This is a genomic window from Mesorhizobium australicum WSM2073, from assembly GCF_000230995.2.
Classification (GTDB): domain Bacteria; phylum Pseudomonadota; class Alphaproteobacteria; order Rhizobiales; family Rhizobiaceae; genus Mesorhizobium; species Mesorhizobium australicum.
The window spans coordinates 118,046-132,170 of sequence record NC_019973.1 but is presented as its reverse complement, the minus strand read 5'-3'; the positions used below and the strand labels follow the sequence as shown (position 1 = coordinate 132,170).

Here is a 14,125-nt window from a genome sequence, read left to right as displayed (position 1 = left end):
TGCGTCGAAAACGCCAGGAGTCCCCGCCAGTGGATCAGTCAGCCTTCCAGAAACAGCTTGCCGCCCTGCGCGACCATCGCGCCGCGGCCCCGGGCGACATGCGCCAGGCCTTTGCCGCCGATCCACAGCGCTTCAAGACATTCTCCGCCGCTGACGGCGACCTCCTGCTCGACTGGTCGAAATGCGCCGTCGACGCGACGACCATGGATTTCCTTGAGAAGCTCGCCGCCGCAGCCGATCTCGAAGGCCGTCGCGCCGCCATGTTCGCCGGCAAGAAGATCAACATCACCGAAGACCGCGCCGTCCTGCACACGGCGCTGCGCAACCTGAGCGGCAAGGGCGTCACGGTTGACGGCCAGGACGTCAAGGCGGATGTCATATCCGTGCTCGACGCCATGGGCGCCTTCGCCGATGCCATTCGCTCCGGCAAGGCAACAGGCGCCACCGGCAAGAAGATCACCGATATCGTCAACATCGGCATTGGCGGCTCCGACCTTGGTCCGGCCATGGCGACGCTGGCGCTCGCCCCCTATCATGACGGCCCGCGCGCCCACTATGTCTCCAACATTGACGGCGCTCACATCCACGACACGCTGAAGGGGCTGTCCGCCGAAACCACGCTGTTCATCATTGCCTCCAAGACTTTCACCACGGTCGAGACGATGACCAATGCGCAGACGGCGCGCGACTGGGTGCAGAAGGCGCTCGGCAAGGAGGCCGTGGGCAAGCATTTCGCCGCCGTCTCGACCGCGCTCGACCTGGTGGCCAAGTTCGGCATCGAGCCGGATCGCGTCTTCGGCTTCTGGGACTGGGTCGGCGGCCGCTATTCGCTGTGGGGCGCGATCGGCCTGCCGGTCATGATCGCCGTCGGCCCGAGGAACTTTCGCGCCTTCCTCGACGGCGCGCACGAAATGGACGAACACTTCCGCACCGCGCCGCTCCAGAAAAACCTGCCGGCGCTCCTCGGGCTGGTCGGCTGGTGGCACCGCGTGGTCTGCGGCTATCCGGCCCGCGCGGTCATCCCCTACGATCAGCGCCTGTCCAGGCTGCCGGCCTATCTGCAGCAGCTCGACATGGAATCGAACGGTAAGAGCGTTACCCTTGACGGTACTCCGGTGACGACGCCGACCGGGCCGCTGGTCTGGGGCGAGCCAGGCACCAACGGCCAGCACGCTTTTTTCCAGCTGCTGCACCAGGGCACCGATTTGATCCCCGTCGAGTTCCTGGCCGCCGCCGTCGGCCACGAGCCTGATCTCAAGCATCAGCATGACCTGCTGCTCGCCAACTGCCTGGCGCAGTCGGAAGCGCTGATGAAGGGCCGTACGCTGGAAGAGGCGCGCGCGCAGATGCTGGCCAAGGGCATGAAGCCGGCCGATGTCGACCGTATCGCGCCGCATCGTGTCTTCTCCGGCAACCGGCCCTCGGTGACCATTCTCTACCGCAAGCTCGACCCGCGCACCTTCGGCCGGCTGATCACGCTTTACGAGCACCGCGTCTTCGTCGAGGGCACGCTGTTCAACATCAACTCCTTCGACCAGTGGGGCGTCGAACTCGGCAAGGAATTGGCCACCGGCCTCCTGCCTGTCGTGGAAGGCAAGGAAAGCGCCGCAAACCGGGACGCCTCGACCAGGGGCCTTGTGGAACGCATCCACCAATTGCGTGGTTCGGAGTGAAGCGCTTGGCTGACATCAAGGGGATATTGTTCGACAAGGACGGAACGCTTGTCGACTTCAACGCGACCTGGCTCGGCGTCGCCGACTTCATGGCCATGGACGCGGCCGACGGCGACCGCTGGAAAGCCGACAGGCTGCTCGCGGCCGCGGGCTTCGATTTCGCCAACCGGCGCTTCAAGCCCGATTCCATCTTTGCCTCCGGCACCAATCTCGACGTTGTCGAACTGTGGTTCCCGCGCCTGTCCAACGAAGACCAGATGCTGGCCGTTGCCCGTTTCAACGAGATCACCTCGGTGCAGGGCTCGACGATGGCGGTGGCGCTGCCGGGCATCGCCGACACGCTGGCTCTGCTGCACAGGCGGTCCTACCGGCTTGGCGTCGCCACCAACGATTCGACCAGCGGCGCGGAAAAGACGCTTGTCACGCTGGGTGTCGCGCAACTGTTCGAAGCCGCCTATGGCTATGACGCGGTGGCCAACCCCAAGCCCGCCCCCGACACCATCCAGGCCTTTTGCGATCTTACGGGGCTCAAGCCGTCTGAGATCGCCATGGTCGGCGACAACAGGCACGATCTCGAAATGGCGCGTGCCGGCGGCTGCGGCCTGGCGGTGGGCGTGCTCTCCGGCACCGGCACGCGCGAATCGCTGGCCGAGATCGCCGATGTCATCCTGGATTCGGTTGCCGATCTGCCGGATTTCCTTTCGACGCGGGTCAAGGAGACGGTCTGATCGGCAGGGCGGCGTACTGTTCGGGCTGGAGGCGAAAGACAGCGCTCGGCTTCAGCGCGGCGTCTTTCGCCTCGCCGAAATCCGGCACCTTGTATTCGGCAAGCAGCCGCAGCCGCGAGCGGGGCAGATAGGCCCGGCCCGGATCGCCGACCAGCACCTCGATGCCGGCGGCGAGGCAGCGGTCGAGGAAAGGCATCATCCCCAAGGCGACACCTTGCCCGTAGAACACGTCGCCGGCGAGCACCAGGTCCACGGCGGGCGGTGGCCCGGTGGTGATGTCGTTCCCCATTATCGTGATCGTGACGCCATTGGCCGCTGCATTCAGCGCCAGCGCGGCAACACCGTTCCGATCGACCTCGGTGGCCATCACCTCACACGCGCCGGCCTTTCCCGCGGCAATGCCGACAATGCCGGAGCCTGCTCCAAGGTCGAGCACGCGGCGGCCCGCCACGATCTCCGGATGGTCCAGCACATAGCGCGCCAGCACGGCGCCGCCTGCCCAAGCATAGGCCCAATAGGGCGGCTGCGGCTCCTGGGAATCGGCGTCATGGCCTTCGACAAGGCGCCTCAGCCCGCTGCTCGGGTGGGCGGTATAAAGCCAGATTTCGGGAAGCGCCGGCACCGATGTCAGGCGCATGTTCGCCTTGATGAATTCCGCCGGGTCGAGGCGCGGGCGCCGGTCCGGCGTATCGTCCTTGGCGAGACCCACTATTCGCGCAGCGCCCGCCGCAGGATCTTGCCGACCGGCGTCTTCGGCAGTTCGGTCCTGAACTCGATGTATCTGGGCCGCTTGTAGCCGGTCAGGTTCTCGCGGCAAAAGGCGGTGATGGCCTCAGCGGTCAGGGCTGGGTCTTTCTTGACGATGAACAGTTTCGGCACTTCGCCCGAATGCTCGTCCGGCACGCCGATCGCCGCCACTTCGAGCACGCCGGGATGCGCCGCCACGACTTCCTCGAGTTCGGTCGGATAGACGTTGAAGCCGGAGACGAGGATCATGTCCTTCTTGCGGTCGACGATCTTGGTAAAGCCGCGATCGTCCATGAAGCCCATGTCGCCGGACTTGAAGAAGCCGTCCTTGGTCATCACCCTGGCGGTCTCGTCCGGCCGGTTCCAGTAACCGGCCATCACCTGCGGTCCCCTGATGCAGATCTCACCGACTTCGCCGAGCGGTACGTTGTTGCCGTCGTCGTCGCGAATGGCGATTTCGGTCGAGGGCAGCGGCAGGCCGATCGTGCCGGTGAACTCGCCGGAGCTGAACTTGTTGGCCGTCGCCACCGGCGAGGTCTCCGAAAGACCGTAGCCTTCGCTGATGGGGCAACCGGTCAGCGCCTTCCAGCGCTCGGCGACACCCTTCTGTACCGCCATGCCGCCGCCAAGCGTCAAGAGCAGCGGCTTGAAGTCGAGCTTGCGAAAGTCCTCATTGTTGAGCAGCGCGTTGAACAGCGTGTTGAGGCCCGGAAAGATATGGATCGGATACTTGCCCATTTCCTTGACGAAGCCGGGAATGTCGCGCGGATTGGGGATCAGTATGTTCTGGCCGCCCATCTGCATGCCCATCAGCGCATTCACCGTCAGCGCGAAGATATGGTAGAGCGGCAGTGCGCAGACGAGGTTGAGATGCGCCGGCTTTGGCTTGACGGTGTAGGCGTCCTGCAGCCACAGCGCATTCTGCGCGACATTGGCCAGCACATTGCTGTGCGAGAGGGTCGCGCCTTTCGAGATTCCGGTGGTGCCGCCGGTATATTGCAGAAAGGCGACATCGCTGGCGGCCACCGTGGCCGGCTTGAAAGCCATGCCGCGGCCAGCCTTGAGGGCCGCGTTGAACTTGACATGGCCAGGCAATGACCAGGCCGGCACCATCTTCTTGACGCGGCGCACGACCAGATTGACGATCGAGCCCTTCAGGCCGCCGAGCAGGTCGCCCATGGCCGCGACGACGATGTGCTTGACCGAGGTCCTGGCGACGACCGCCTGCAGGGTGTTGGCGAAGTTTTCGAGGATGACGATGGCCTGTGCCCCGGAATCCTTGAGCTGATGCTCCAGTTCGCGCGGCGTGTAGAGCGGATTGACGTTCACCACCGTAAAGCCGGCGCGGGCGACCGCCATCATCGCTATGGGATACTGCAGCACGTTCGGCATCATCAGGGCGACACGCGCGCCCTTCTGCAATCCTGTGGACTGTAGGTAGGCACCGAAGGCCGCCGAAGACTGTTCGAGCTGCGCGTAGGTGATGGACTTGCCCATGCACGTGAAAGCCGGCTGGCCGGCGAACTGCTTGCAGGCGCCAACGAGGAAGTCGCCGATGGAACCGTAGGGAAGGGCGCCGATCTCGGCCGGCATGTTCTTGGGATAGCTGTTGAGCCATGGCTTTTGCGGCAGGCCGGCGGCGAGTTCGGTGAGCGCCTTCGGCAGCCGTTGGCTGGCCGCTGTCGCTGGCTTGGAGACCGGTGCAGTCTTCGCCGGTGGCGAACTCTTCGTCGTCGCGGTTTTGCCCGTTCCGGCCTTGCCCGATCCGGGCTTGGTCGCGGGTGCCTTTGTCGGCGCGGCCTTCGACGCCGGCTTCGCGGCGGTCCTGGCGGTGGCCACGGTTTTTGCCGCGGGTGCTTTCTTGCCGGCCGCCGCCTTCGCGGTCGCGGCCTTGCCCGCGGCCTTGCCTTGCCCGTCGTCGCCTGCGGCTGGTCTAGGCCTCGCCTTAACGGACGCTTTCACCGGGGCCTTCGATGCTTTTGCCACCCGTTCCTCCTCGACAACCCTGGTCGCCTGTTCTCGCTGGGCCCTACCGCGCCGCCTCCAGATTGATGGAGACGTCCCTCCGCTGCCGCCAGCTGTCTATCTATGTATTGCCTCTATCGGCGGCGGTGCAAGTCTTGCCCTAGCGGCAGGATGCCGAAAGATTTGCCGCCGAAAACCTTTCCCGCCGGCCACGGCTGGAACGGCATCTTTCCGCACCGGCGGCGGATGAATACAGGGCGCGGCACCCTTGTCGCCGGACGTCTGATCAATAAAAAAATGCGGTCGTTAATAATATCGTGAATAGAAAAAAGTGCTAATTTTTTCTGCCATTTAACAAAATTGCGGATTTTTTTCCTGCTTCCCGCGGGGTAAGCAAACGGGGTGTTCCAAACCCGGAAAAACGGTGCTTATATGCGCGCTTCGCGAGCCTGATAGAGGGGCTTGGAAGAACATCAGGGAGTGCTCAATGAAGAAGAAATTGACTTTTGCAGCCGCGTTGCTGGCTGCAAGCGTCCTGGGCGGCGTGGCCAACGCGAAAACTCTGGTCTATTGCGCTGAAGCGTCGCCGGAGGGTTTCGACCCGGCGCCGTATACCGCGGGCCAGACATTCGACGCGTCCTCGCGTACCGTCTTCAATCGCCTTGTCGAATTCGATCACGGCAAGACCTCGGTTTCGCCCGGCCTGGCGGACAGCTGGACCATTTCCGACGACGGCAAGGAATATACCTTCAAGCTGCGCAAGGGCGTCAAGTTCGCGCCCACCGACTACTTCACCCCGACCCGCGACCTGAACGCCGACGACGTGGTGTTCTCTTTCGAGCGCCAGGTCGACAAGAACGGCCCCTGGTTCCAGTACATACCGGGCATTGCCTACCAGTATTACAATGACCAGTTCGGCGACAACATCACCAAGGTCGAGAAGGTCGACGACCTGACGGTGAAGTTCACCCTCAAGGAACCGGCGATCACCTTCATTCCGACGCTGGGCATGGATTTCGCCTCGATCGTCTCGAAGGAATATGCCGACAAGCTGCAGGCCGACAAGACGCCTGAACTGTTCAACCAAAAGCCGGTCGGCACTGGGCCGTTCATCTTCGTCGACTACCAGACCGATGCCGCCATCCGCTACAAGGCCAACCCGGACTATTGGGGCGGCAAGCAGAAGATCGACGATCTGGTCTTCGCCATCACCACCGATCCGGCGGTGCGCGCGCAGAAGCTGAAGGCCGGCGAATGCAACATCATGTCCTATCCGGCACCGGCCGACATTGCCGGCCTGCAGGCTGATGCGAACCTGACGGTCGCGGAGCAGGAAGGCCTCAACGTCGGCGCGCTGATGTACAACACCCAGCAGAAGCCGTTCGACGACGTGCGTGTCCGCAAGGCGCTCAACATGGCCATCAACAAGAAGGCCATCATCGACGCCGTGTTCCAGGGCGCCGGCCAGGTGGCGATCAACCCGATCCCGCCGACCATGTGGTCCTACAACAAGGACGTGAAGGACGATCCGTACGATCCGGACGCGGCCAAGAAGATGCTTGAAGAGGCCGGCGTCAAGGACCTCAAGATGAACGTCTGGGCGATGCCCGTCTCGCGCCCGTACATGCCGAACGCGCGCCGCACCGCCGAACTGATCCAGGCGGACTTCGCAAAGGTCGGCGTCACGGTCAACATCGTCAGCTACGATTGGGGTGAATACCTCAAGCGCGCTTCCGCGGTCGATCACGACGGCGCCGTCATCGTCGGCTGGACCGGCGACAATGGCGATCCGGACAACTTCCTCGGCGTGCTCCTGAGCTGCGCTTCCGTCGGTTCGAACAACCGCGCGGAATGGTGCAACAAGGACTTCGATGCGCTCATCAACAAGGCCAAGACGGTTTCCGACCAGGCCGAGCGCACCAAGCTCTACGAACAGGCACAGGTCATCTTCAAGGAGCAGGCACCGTGGGCGACGCTCGCCCACTCCAAGGTGTTCATGCCGATGCAGAAAACCGTCTCCGGCTTTGCGATGGATCCGCTCGGTATCCATCGCTTTGACGGCGTCGATATCGCCGAATAAGGTTCGCGAAACGGGGCGGCGCCACAAGGCGCCGCCCCACCTCGCCCGCCATGCTGCGTTATATCCTCGGCAAGCTCGCCCTCATCATCCCGACCTTCATCGGGATAACCATCCTCGCTTTCGGCTTCGTGCGCATCCTGCCCGGTGATCCGGTGCTGGTGCTTGCGGGCGAACGTGGCCTGTCGCCCGAACGTCATACGGCGCTGATGCACCAGTTCGGGTTCGACCTGCCGATCTGGCAACAGTATCTGACCTATCTGACCAATATCCTCGGCGGCGATTTCGGCACCTCGTTTTCAACCAAGACGCCGGTGCTCAAGGATTTCCTGGTGCGGTTCCCGGCCACGGTCGAACTCGCCATCTTCGCCATGATCTTCGCCGTCATCTTCGGTGTTGCCTTCGGCATTTTTGCTGCCATCCGCCGCGGCTCCTGGTTCGACCAGCTGACCATGGGCACCGCGCTCGCCGGCTATTCCATGCCAATTTTCTGGTGGGGGCTGCTGCTGATCATCGTGTTTTCCGGCACGCTGCACTGGACGCCGGTCTCGGGCCGCATCGACCTTCTCTATTTCTTCAAGCCGGTGACCGGCTTCATGACCATCGATTCCCTCATCTCGGGCCAGAAGGGCGCCTTCCGCTCGGCGGTGTCGCACCTCATCTTGCCCACCATCGTGCTCGGCACCATTCCGCTGGCGGTCATCGCCAGGCAGACCCGCTCGGCCATGCTCGAAGTGCTGGGCGAGGATTATGTGCGCACCGCGCGCGCCAAGGGCCTGGCGCCGCGGCGCGTCATCGGCCTGCATGCCTTCCGCAACGCGCTGATCCCGGTCGTCACCACGATCGGCCTGCAGGTCGGCACGCTGTTGACCGGCGCCATCCTGACCGAGAGCATCTTTTCGTGGCCGGGCATCGGCAAGTGGATGATCGATGCCATTTCCAAGCGCGACTATTTCACCGTGCAGGGCGGGTTGCTTTTGATCGCGCTGATCGTCATGTCGGTGAACCTTATCGTCGACGTGCTCTATGCCGTCATCAACCCGCGCATCCGGGCGAATTGACATGACCAATGAAGGCCCAGCCACCATCGAAGCCGCAACCGTCGTCAAGCCGCAGGATGCGCGGCTGCAGATGTTCGCCGAATTCTGGCACTATTTCTCGATCAACAAGGGCGCGGTGATCGGCCTCTTCGTCTTCGCCCTGCTGATCCTGATCGCCATCTTCGCGCCGTTGCTCGCCCCGCATTCGCCTGATGACCAGTTCCGTGACTTCTTCCTGACGCCGCCGGCCTGGCAGGCGGGCGGCAACGCACAGTTCCTGCTCGGCACCGACGCCGTCGGCCGCGATATGCTTTCGCGCCTGATTTACGGCTCGCGATTCTCGCTCGCCATCGGCTTCGTCGTCGTCACCACGGCACTGATCTCCGGCGTTATCCTCGGCCTGCTCGCCGGCTACTGCCGTGGCTGGGTCGACACGCTGATCATGCGCATCATGGACATCATCCTGGCTTTCCCGTCGCTGCTGCTGGCCTTGGTGCTGGTCGCGGTGCTCGGCCCAGGCCTCGTCAATGCCATGATCGCCATCGCCTTCGTGCTGCAGCCGCACTTCGCCCGGCTCACCCGCGCCGCCGTGATGGCGGAGAAGACCCGCGAATATGTAGTCTCGGCCAAGGTCGCCGGGGCCAGCCATCTCAGGCTGATGCTGGTCACCATCCTGCCCAACTGCATCGCCCCGCTGATCGTGCAGGCGACGCTGTCCTTCTCCAACGCCATTCTTGAGGCGGCCGCCCTCGGCTTCCTCGGCATGGGCGCGCAGCCGCCGACGCCGGAATGGGGCACCATGCTTGCCGAAGCACGCGAGTTCATCCTGCGCGCCTGGTGGGTGGTGACCTTTCCCGGCCTCGCCATCCTGATCACCGTCTTTGCCATCAACCTGATCGGCGACGGCCTGCGCGACGCGCTCGACCCCAAGCTGAAGAGGTCGTGAGCATGTCCCTGCTCGAGATCAAGAATCTCACCGTTTCCTTTGACACCGCCGCCGGACCGTTCATGGCCGTGCAAGGCATCGACCTTTCGGTCGAACCGCGCGAGGTGCTGGCGATCGTCGGCGAGTCCGGCTCCGGCAAGTCGGTTTCGATGCTGGCGGTGATGGGGCTGTTGCCCAACACCGCGACGGTCAAGGCCGACCGCATGGCTTTCGATGGTGTCGACCTGTTGAAGCTCAGCCCGTCCGAACGCCGCAAGATCGTCGGCAAGGACATCTCGATGATCTTCCAGGAGCCGATCGCCAGCCTCAATCCATGCTTCACCGTCGGCTTCCAGATCGAGGAAGTGTTGCGCTTTCACATGGGCATGGATCGCGCCCAGCGCCGCGCGCGCGCCATCGAGCTGATGAAGCTGGTCGGCATCGCCGATCCGGAAGAACGGCTGAGCTCGTTTCCGCACCAGATGTCGGGCGGCCAGTGCCAGCGCGTCATGATCGCGATTGCCATCGCCTGCAATCCGAAGCTCTTGATCGCCGACGAGCCGACCACCGCGCTCGACGTCACCATCCAGAAGCAGATCCTCGATCTCCTGGTCTCGCTGCAGGCCAAATACGGCATGGGCCTGATCATGATCACCCACAATATGGGCGTGGTGGCCGAGACCGCCGACCGCGTCATCGTCCAGTACAAGGGCCGCAAGATGGAGGAGGCCGACGTGCTGTCGCTGTTTGAATCGCCGAAAAGCAATTACACGCGCGCGCTGCTGTCGGCGCTGCCGGAAAACGCCGTCGGCGACCGGCTGCCGACTGTGTCCGACATGCTGTTCGAGCCTGCCCCTTCGGCAGCGGGAGCTTCGGCATGAGCACCACGGTCCTCGAAGGCAAGAACATCGTTCGCGACTACCATATCGGCGGCGGCCTGTTCACTGGGCCGCGCACCGTGCATGCCGTCAAGGGCGTCTCCTTCACGGTGGACAAGGGCAAGACGCTGGCCATCGTCGGCGAAAGCGGCTGCGGCAAGTCCACGCTCGCCCGCATCATCACCTTGATCGATCCCGCGACGTCGGGCGAGTTGTTCATCGACGGCAACAAGGTCGATATCGCCAAAGGCGGATTGACGAAGGAGATGCGCCGCAAGGTGCAGATCGTCTTCCAGAACCCTTACGGATCGCTCAATCCGCGCCAGAAGATCGGCGATGTGCTGGGCGAGCCGCTGCTCATCAACACCGACAAGCCAGCCGCCGAACGGCGTGACCTCGCCATGAAGATGCTGAAGAAGGTCGGCCTCGGTCACGAGCACTATAACCGCTACCCGCACATGTTCTCGGGCGGCCAGCGCCAGCGCATCGCCATTGCCCGTGCGCTGATGCTCAACCCAAGCCTGCTGGTGCTCGACGAGCCGGTTTCGGCGCTCGATCTCTCGGTGCAGGCGCAGGTGCTCAACCTGCTCGCCGACCTGCAGGACGAATTCCAGCTGACCTATGTCTTCATCAGCCACGATTTGTCGGTGGTGCGCTACATCGCCGACGACGTGATGGTGATGTATTTCGGCGAGGCGGTCGAATACGGCCCGCGCGACGAGGTCTTCGCCGACCCCAAGCACAGCTACACCAGGACGCTGTTCGCCGCGACACCGCGCGCCGACGTGGCGAGCATCAAGGCGAGGCTGGCGAAGAAGAAGGCCGCCTAAGGTCGCAAGCCATGCAAATGGCCGACGTCAGCGCCGCCCCTCATTGTCCTGCCGGACATTTCTCCCCGTATAGTGACCGGGAGAAAAACGCTCTCACGGCCGGTTTCGCCACCACCAAGATTGCGAGCAGGGTGCCGAGGGTGCGGCCAGCCTCTTCTCCCCGTCACTATACGGGGAGAAGGTGCCGGCAGGCGGATGAGGGGCAGCGCGACGGCCCGGATCGATCGGTGCGATTGCCGCGAGCCTGACTCATTACGACAGCTTGGCGATGATGGCGCGCAAAGCCTCACCGAACTTGTGGATCTCCTCGACCGTATTGTAGTGGACCAGCGAGGCACGGATAGCGCCGCTGTCCATGCTGAGGTTGAGGCGCTTCATCAGCCGCGGCGCGTACATGTGGCCGTCGCGGATGCCGATCTGCATCTCGGCCATTTCCTCGACGATCCGCTGCGGCGACAGCTTGCCGATGTTGAAGCAGAAGGTCGGCACACGCTCGTTGATGCGCGCCTCGTCGGCGACGCCGTAGATGGTTGCGCCGCAGCCCTTCAGCACGCCCATCATCTCGCGCGCCAGAATGAGTTCGTAGTCGCGGATAGCGCCCATGCCGGCGACGATGTTTTCGCGTCGCGAGCGGTTGTTGGAGGGCGCCAGATTGCGGCCGATCAGTTCCAGATATTGCACGGCGGCATCCATGCCCGACACGTTCTCGTAGATGAAGGTGCCGGCTTCCACCTTGTAGGGAGGCTCGTCCGGAATGAAATCCTCGCGGAAGGTCGGCAGCCGCTTCAGCGTCTCGAAGCGGCCCCACAGAAAGCCCATATGCGGCGAGAAATTCTTGTAGCCGGAGCAGACGAGATAATCGCAGCCCCAGGCCTGCACGTCGATCAGCCCATGCGGCCCGTAATGCACGCAGTCGAGGAACACTTCGGCGCCGGCGGCATGGGCGATTTGCGCCACCGACGCGACGTCGACGATCGAACCGATCGAGTGCGCCGTCACCGTGCAGGCGACCAGCCGAGTGCGGTCCGAAACCAGCGGCTTGAGATCGTCGACATGCAGATTGCCATCCTCACGCATGCGCCACCACTTGAATTTGGCGCCGGCCGATTCCAGCGCAAGCCAGGTGGCGATGTTGGCGTCGTGGTCCATGTCGGTGATGACGATCTCGTCGCGTTCTCCAAGCATCTGGCCGATGCCGAGGCTGACCAGACGGATGAAGGAGGTGGCGTTCATGCCGAAGCAGATTTCCGCCGGGCTGTAAGCATTGATCAACAGTGCGACGCTTGTCCGCGCATCGGCGACCGACTGGTCGACGGTGACGCTGCGGCCATAGCGGCCGCCGCGCTGCACATTATGCGAGACCAGGTGGTTGGTCACCGCGTCGAGCACGCTCTGCGGAATCTGCGCCCCGGCGGCGTTGTCCATGAAGATGAAATCGCCAGCCCGCTGCAGGGCGGGAAACATGGCGCGGATGGTGTCGACGGGAAAGCCGCCGGTGGCCTGGGGATTGCTCAAGGATATCTCCTGCGAAGTGCTTGCGGGGTGGTGAGTGGTCAGCGGGTCTTCTCGGTCTTGAAGCGGGCTTCAAGCAGGCTGACGAGACGAACCATCGGCCAAAGGAAGATGAGATAGACCAGCGCCGCGCCGATCAGCGGCGAGGGATTGGCGTAGAGCGACTGTGCATTGGTCGCTTCCTTGAGCAATTCCGGCAGCGCCACGGTGGAGGCCAGCGACGTGTCCTTGAACATCGAGACGCAGTTGCTGGTCATCGGCGGGATGACGACGCGCACCGCCTGCGGCAGCACCACCTTGCGCAAGGTCAAAAGGAACGGCAGGCCAAGCGCCTGCGCCGCCTCGAACTGGCCGCGCGGAATGCTCTCTATGCCGGAACGGAACACCTCCGCCGAATAGGCCGACATGATAATGGCGAACGCGGTCACCGCCGACGCCCAGGACGATAGACGTATGCCGAGGAAAGGCAGCGCATAATAGATCAGGATCAGCACGACCAGGACCGGCAAGGCGCGGAAGATGTCGGTGTAACCGACCGCCAGCCAGCGCAGCGGCTTCGGCGCATAGAGCCGCAACAGGCTGATCACCAGGCCGATGGGAATGCCGATGCCGATGCTGAGCAGACCGAGCAGCAGCGTGTTCAGGAAGCCGCGCAGCAACGCCGGCAGGCTCGACGCGATGACGTCGGCGTTGAAGAAAGTGTCGATCAGCGACATCAGGGCATTCCCGAACGGTGTTGCGTCATCTGACGCCAGAGCCCGACCCGGAACATCGAGATCGGCTATGCCGAACGGATGCTGGTCCCGGGAAAGTCATGCGTGAAAAACGGGACGTGCCGACCCCTTTGGGGCCGGCACGCATTCCGTCTGGCCGCCGCTCAGGCCTTGGGCATGGGCATTTCCTTGACGGTCGAGGAATCGGCAGGGGCGTCGCTGCCGAACCACTTCTTGTGGATCGCGGCCAACGTGCCGTCCTTCTTCATCGCCGTCAGCGCGTCGTTGAGTTTGCCGAGCAGCGGATGATCCTTGGTCATCATCAGGCCGTACTGCTCGCCGGTCTTGATGCGCTGCTTGACCTTCAGGTCCTTCATCTTGGTGAAGGAATATTCCATGCCGGGAATGTCGCTGACGGCGGCGTCGACACGGCCGGCGCTGAGGTCGAGCAAAAGGTTCTGCTGCGTGTCATAGCCCTTCACATCGCTGAAGCCGTCGGCTTCCTGATGCGCCTTGACCCAGGTCTCGCCGGTCGAGCCCGAGAGCACGCCGACGATCTTGCCCTTGAGGTCCGCCTCGGCGTTGACCGCGCTGTCGGTCTTGGTCGCGATACCCATGTCGGAATCATAATAGGGCTGGGTGAACGACTGCGACTTCAGCCGCTCCGGCGTGATCGTGATCGAGGAGATGGCGACGTCGATGCGCTTCGAAGTGGTCGCGGCGAACAGTGCCTGAAAGCCGAGATCGGCGATGTCGGTGGTCATGCCGGCGCGCTTGGCCGCCTCGTTGACGATGTCGACTTCGAAACCCTCGAACGTGCCGCTCTCGTTCTTGTATTCAAAGGGCGGATTGGTCGGGTAGGCGCCGACATTGAGCACATCGGCGGCATAGGCGGTTGCCGGTCCGGCCGCGATGCCGATTGCCGCGGCGACAAGGATGAGATTGCGACGGTTGAGCTTCATTGGTGGTCCCTCTGGGGTGTTCCCTCTGGTTGTTGATCGGGCGGGCTGGCCCGCACGGTTCTTGCCGTCCCGCCT

At 63.4% G+C, this 14,125-nt stretch carries 12 protein-coding genes; 7 read left to right on the top strand and 5 right to left on the bottom strand.

The window, feature by feature from the left end:
• Nucleotides 1-29: 29 nt before the first annotated feature.
• Nucleotides 30-1,673, top strand: a complete 1,644-nt coding sequence (pgi, locus tag MESAU_RS00610; protein ID WP_015314106.1) for a glucose-6-phosphate isomerase — start codon at nt 30-32, stop codon at nt 1,671-1,673.
• 5 nt (nt 1,674-1,678) lie between these two features.
• The gene (locus MESAU_RS00605) at nt 1,679-2,401 is read left to right on the top strand and encodes an HAD family hydrolase (protein ID WP_015314105.1); all 723 of its coding nucleotides are present in this window, start codon (nt 1,679-1,681) and stop codon (nt 2,399-2,401) included.
• Here MESAU_RS00605 and MESAU_RS00600 read toward each other — a convergent pair.
• Nucleotides 2,385-3,110, bottom strand: coding sequence for a class I SAM-dependent methyltransferase (locus tag MESAU_RS00600; RefSeq protein ID WP_015314104.1), 726 nt, complete (start codon nt 3,108-3,110; stop codon nt 2,385-2,387). The genes MESAU_RS00605 and MESAU_RS00600 overlap by 17 nt on opposite strands.
• Nucleotides 3,110-5,134, bottom strand: a complete 2,025-nt coding sequence (locus MESAU_RS00595; RefSeq protein ID WP_015314103.1) for a long-chain fatty acid--CoA ligase — start codon at nt 5,132-5,134, stop codon at nt 3,110-3,112. The genes MESAU_RS00600 and MESAU_RS00595 overlap by 1 nt, the downstream gene beginning before the upstream one ends.
• 466 nt (nt 5,135-5,600) lie before the next feature.
• On the opposite strand from MESAU_RS00595, the gene MESAU_RS00590 reads away from it, so the two are divergent.
• The 5 genes from MESAU_RS00590 (at nt 5,601) to MESAU_RS00570 (ending at nt 10,863) form a co-directional block, all read left to right on the top strand.
• Entirely contained in the window at nt 5,601-7,193 is a 1,593-nt protein-coding gene (locus MESAU_RS00590; protein ID WP_015314102.1) for an ABC transporter substrate-binding protein, read from the top strand.
• Between the two features lie 50 nt (nt 7,194-7,243).
• Nucleotides 7,244-8,251: an ABC transporter permease subunit gene (locus MESAU_RS00585; RefSeq protein WP_015314101.1), complete on the top strand. Its 1,008-nt coding sequence runs from the start codon at nt 7,244-7,246 to the stop codon at nt 8,249-8,251.
• Between the two features lie 70 nt (nt 8,252-8,321).
• Nucleotides 8,322-9,176 (top strand): ABC transporter permease subunit, encoded by an 855-nt coding sequence (locus tag MESAU_RS00580; RefSeq protein ID WP_174361976.1) that lies wholly within the window; start codon nt 8,322-8,324, stop codon nt 9,174-9,176.
• Between the two features lie 2 nt (nt 9,177-9,178).
• On the top strand, nt 9,179-10,036 hold the full coding sequence (locus tag MESAU_RS00575; RefSeq protein ID WP_015314099.1) for an ABC transporter ATP-binding protein: 858 nt from the start codon (nt 9,179-9,181) through the stop codon (nt 10,034-10,036).
• Entirely contained in the window at nt 10,033-10,863 is an 831-nt protein-coding gene (locus MESAU_RS00570) for a dipeptide ABC transporter ATP-binding protein (RefSeq protein WP_015314098.1), read from the top strand. Before MESAU_RS00575 ends, MESAU_RS00570 begins: the two co-directional genes overlap by 4 nt.
• Nucleotides 10,864-11,115: 252 nt before the next feature.
• Here MESAU_RS00570 and MESAU_RS00565 read toward each other — a convergent pair whose 3' ends face one another.
• From MESAU_RS00565 to MESAU_RS00555, 3 genes are all read right to left on the bottom strand, one after another.
• Complete coding sequence (locus tag MESAU_RS00565) at nt 11,116-12,378, bottom strand: cysteine desulfurase-like protein (RefSeq protein ID WP_015314097.1); 1,263 nt, start codon at nt 12,376-12,378, stop codon at nt 11,116-11,118.
• 38 nt (nt 12,379-12,416) lie between these two features.
• Nucleotides 12,417-13,091 (bottom strand): amino acid ABC transporter permease, encoded by a 675-nt coding sequence (locus MESAU_RS00560; RefSeq protein ID WP_015314096.1) that lies wholly within the window; start codon nt 13,089-13,091, stop codon nt 12,417-12,419.
• 161 nt (nt 13,092-13,252) lie between these two features.
• Nucleotides 13,253-14,050 carry an ABC transporter substrate-binding protein gene (locus tag MESAU_RS00555; RefSeq protein ID WP_015314095.1) on the bottom strand — a complete coding sequence of 266 codons (798 nt, stop codon included), beginning with the start codon at nt 14,048-14,050 and terminating at the stop codon, nt 13,253-13,255.
• Between the last annotated feature and the right edge of the window lie 75 nt (nt 14,051-14,125).

Coding starts and splice junctions, on each gene's coding strand:
- MESAU_RS00570 (WP_015314098.1), top strand. CDS start 10,033: ATGAGCACCACGGTCCTCGAAGGCAAGAACATCGTTCGCGACTACCAT.
- MESAU_RS00575 (WP_015314099.1), top strand. CDS start 9,179: ATGTCCCTGCTCGAGATCAAGAATCTCACCGTTTCCTTTGACACCGCC.
- MESAU_RS00590 (WP_015314102.1), top strand. CDS start 5,601: ATGAAGAAGAAATTGACTTTTGCAGCCGCGTTGCTGGCTGCAAGCGTC.
- MESAU_RS00560 (WP_015314096.1), bottom strand. CDS start 13,091: ATGTCGCTGATCGACACTTTCTTCAACGCCGACGTCATCGCGTCGAGC.
- MESAU_RS00580 (WP_174361976.1), top strand. CDS start 8,322: ATGTTCGCCGAATTCTGGCACTATTTCTCGATCAACAAGGGCGCGGTG.
- MESAU_RS00555 (WP_015314095.1), bottom strand. CDS start 14,050: ATGAAGCTCAACCGTCGCAATCTCATCCTTGTCGCCGCGGCAATCGGC.
- MESAU_RS00585 (WP_015314101.1), top strand. CDS start 7,244: ATGCTGCGTTATATCCTCGGCAAGCTCGCCCTCATCATCCCGACCTTC.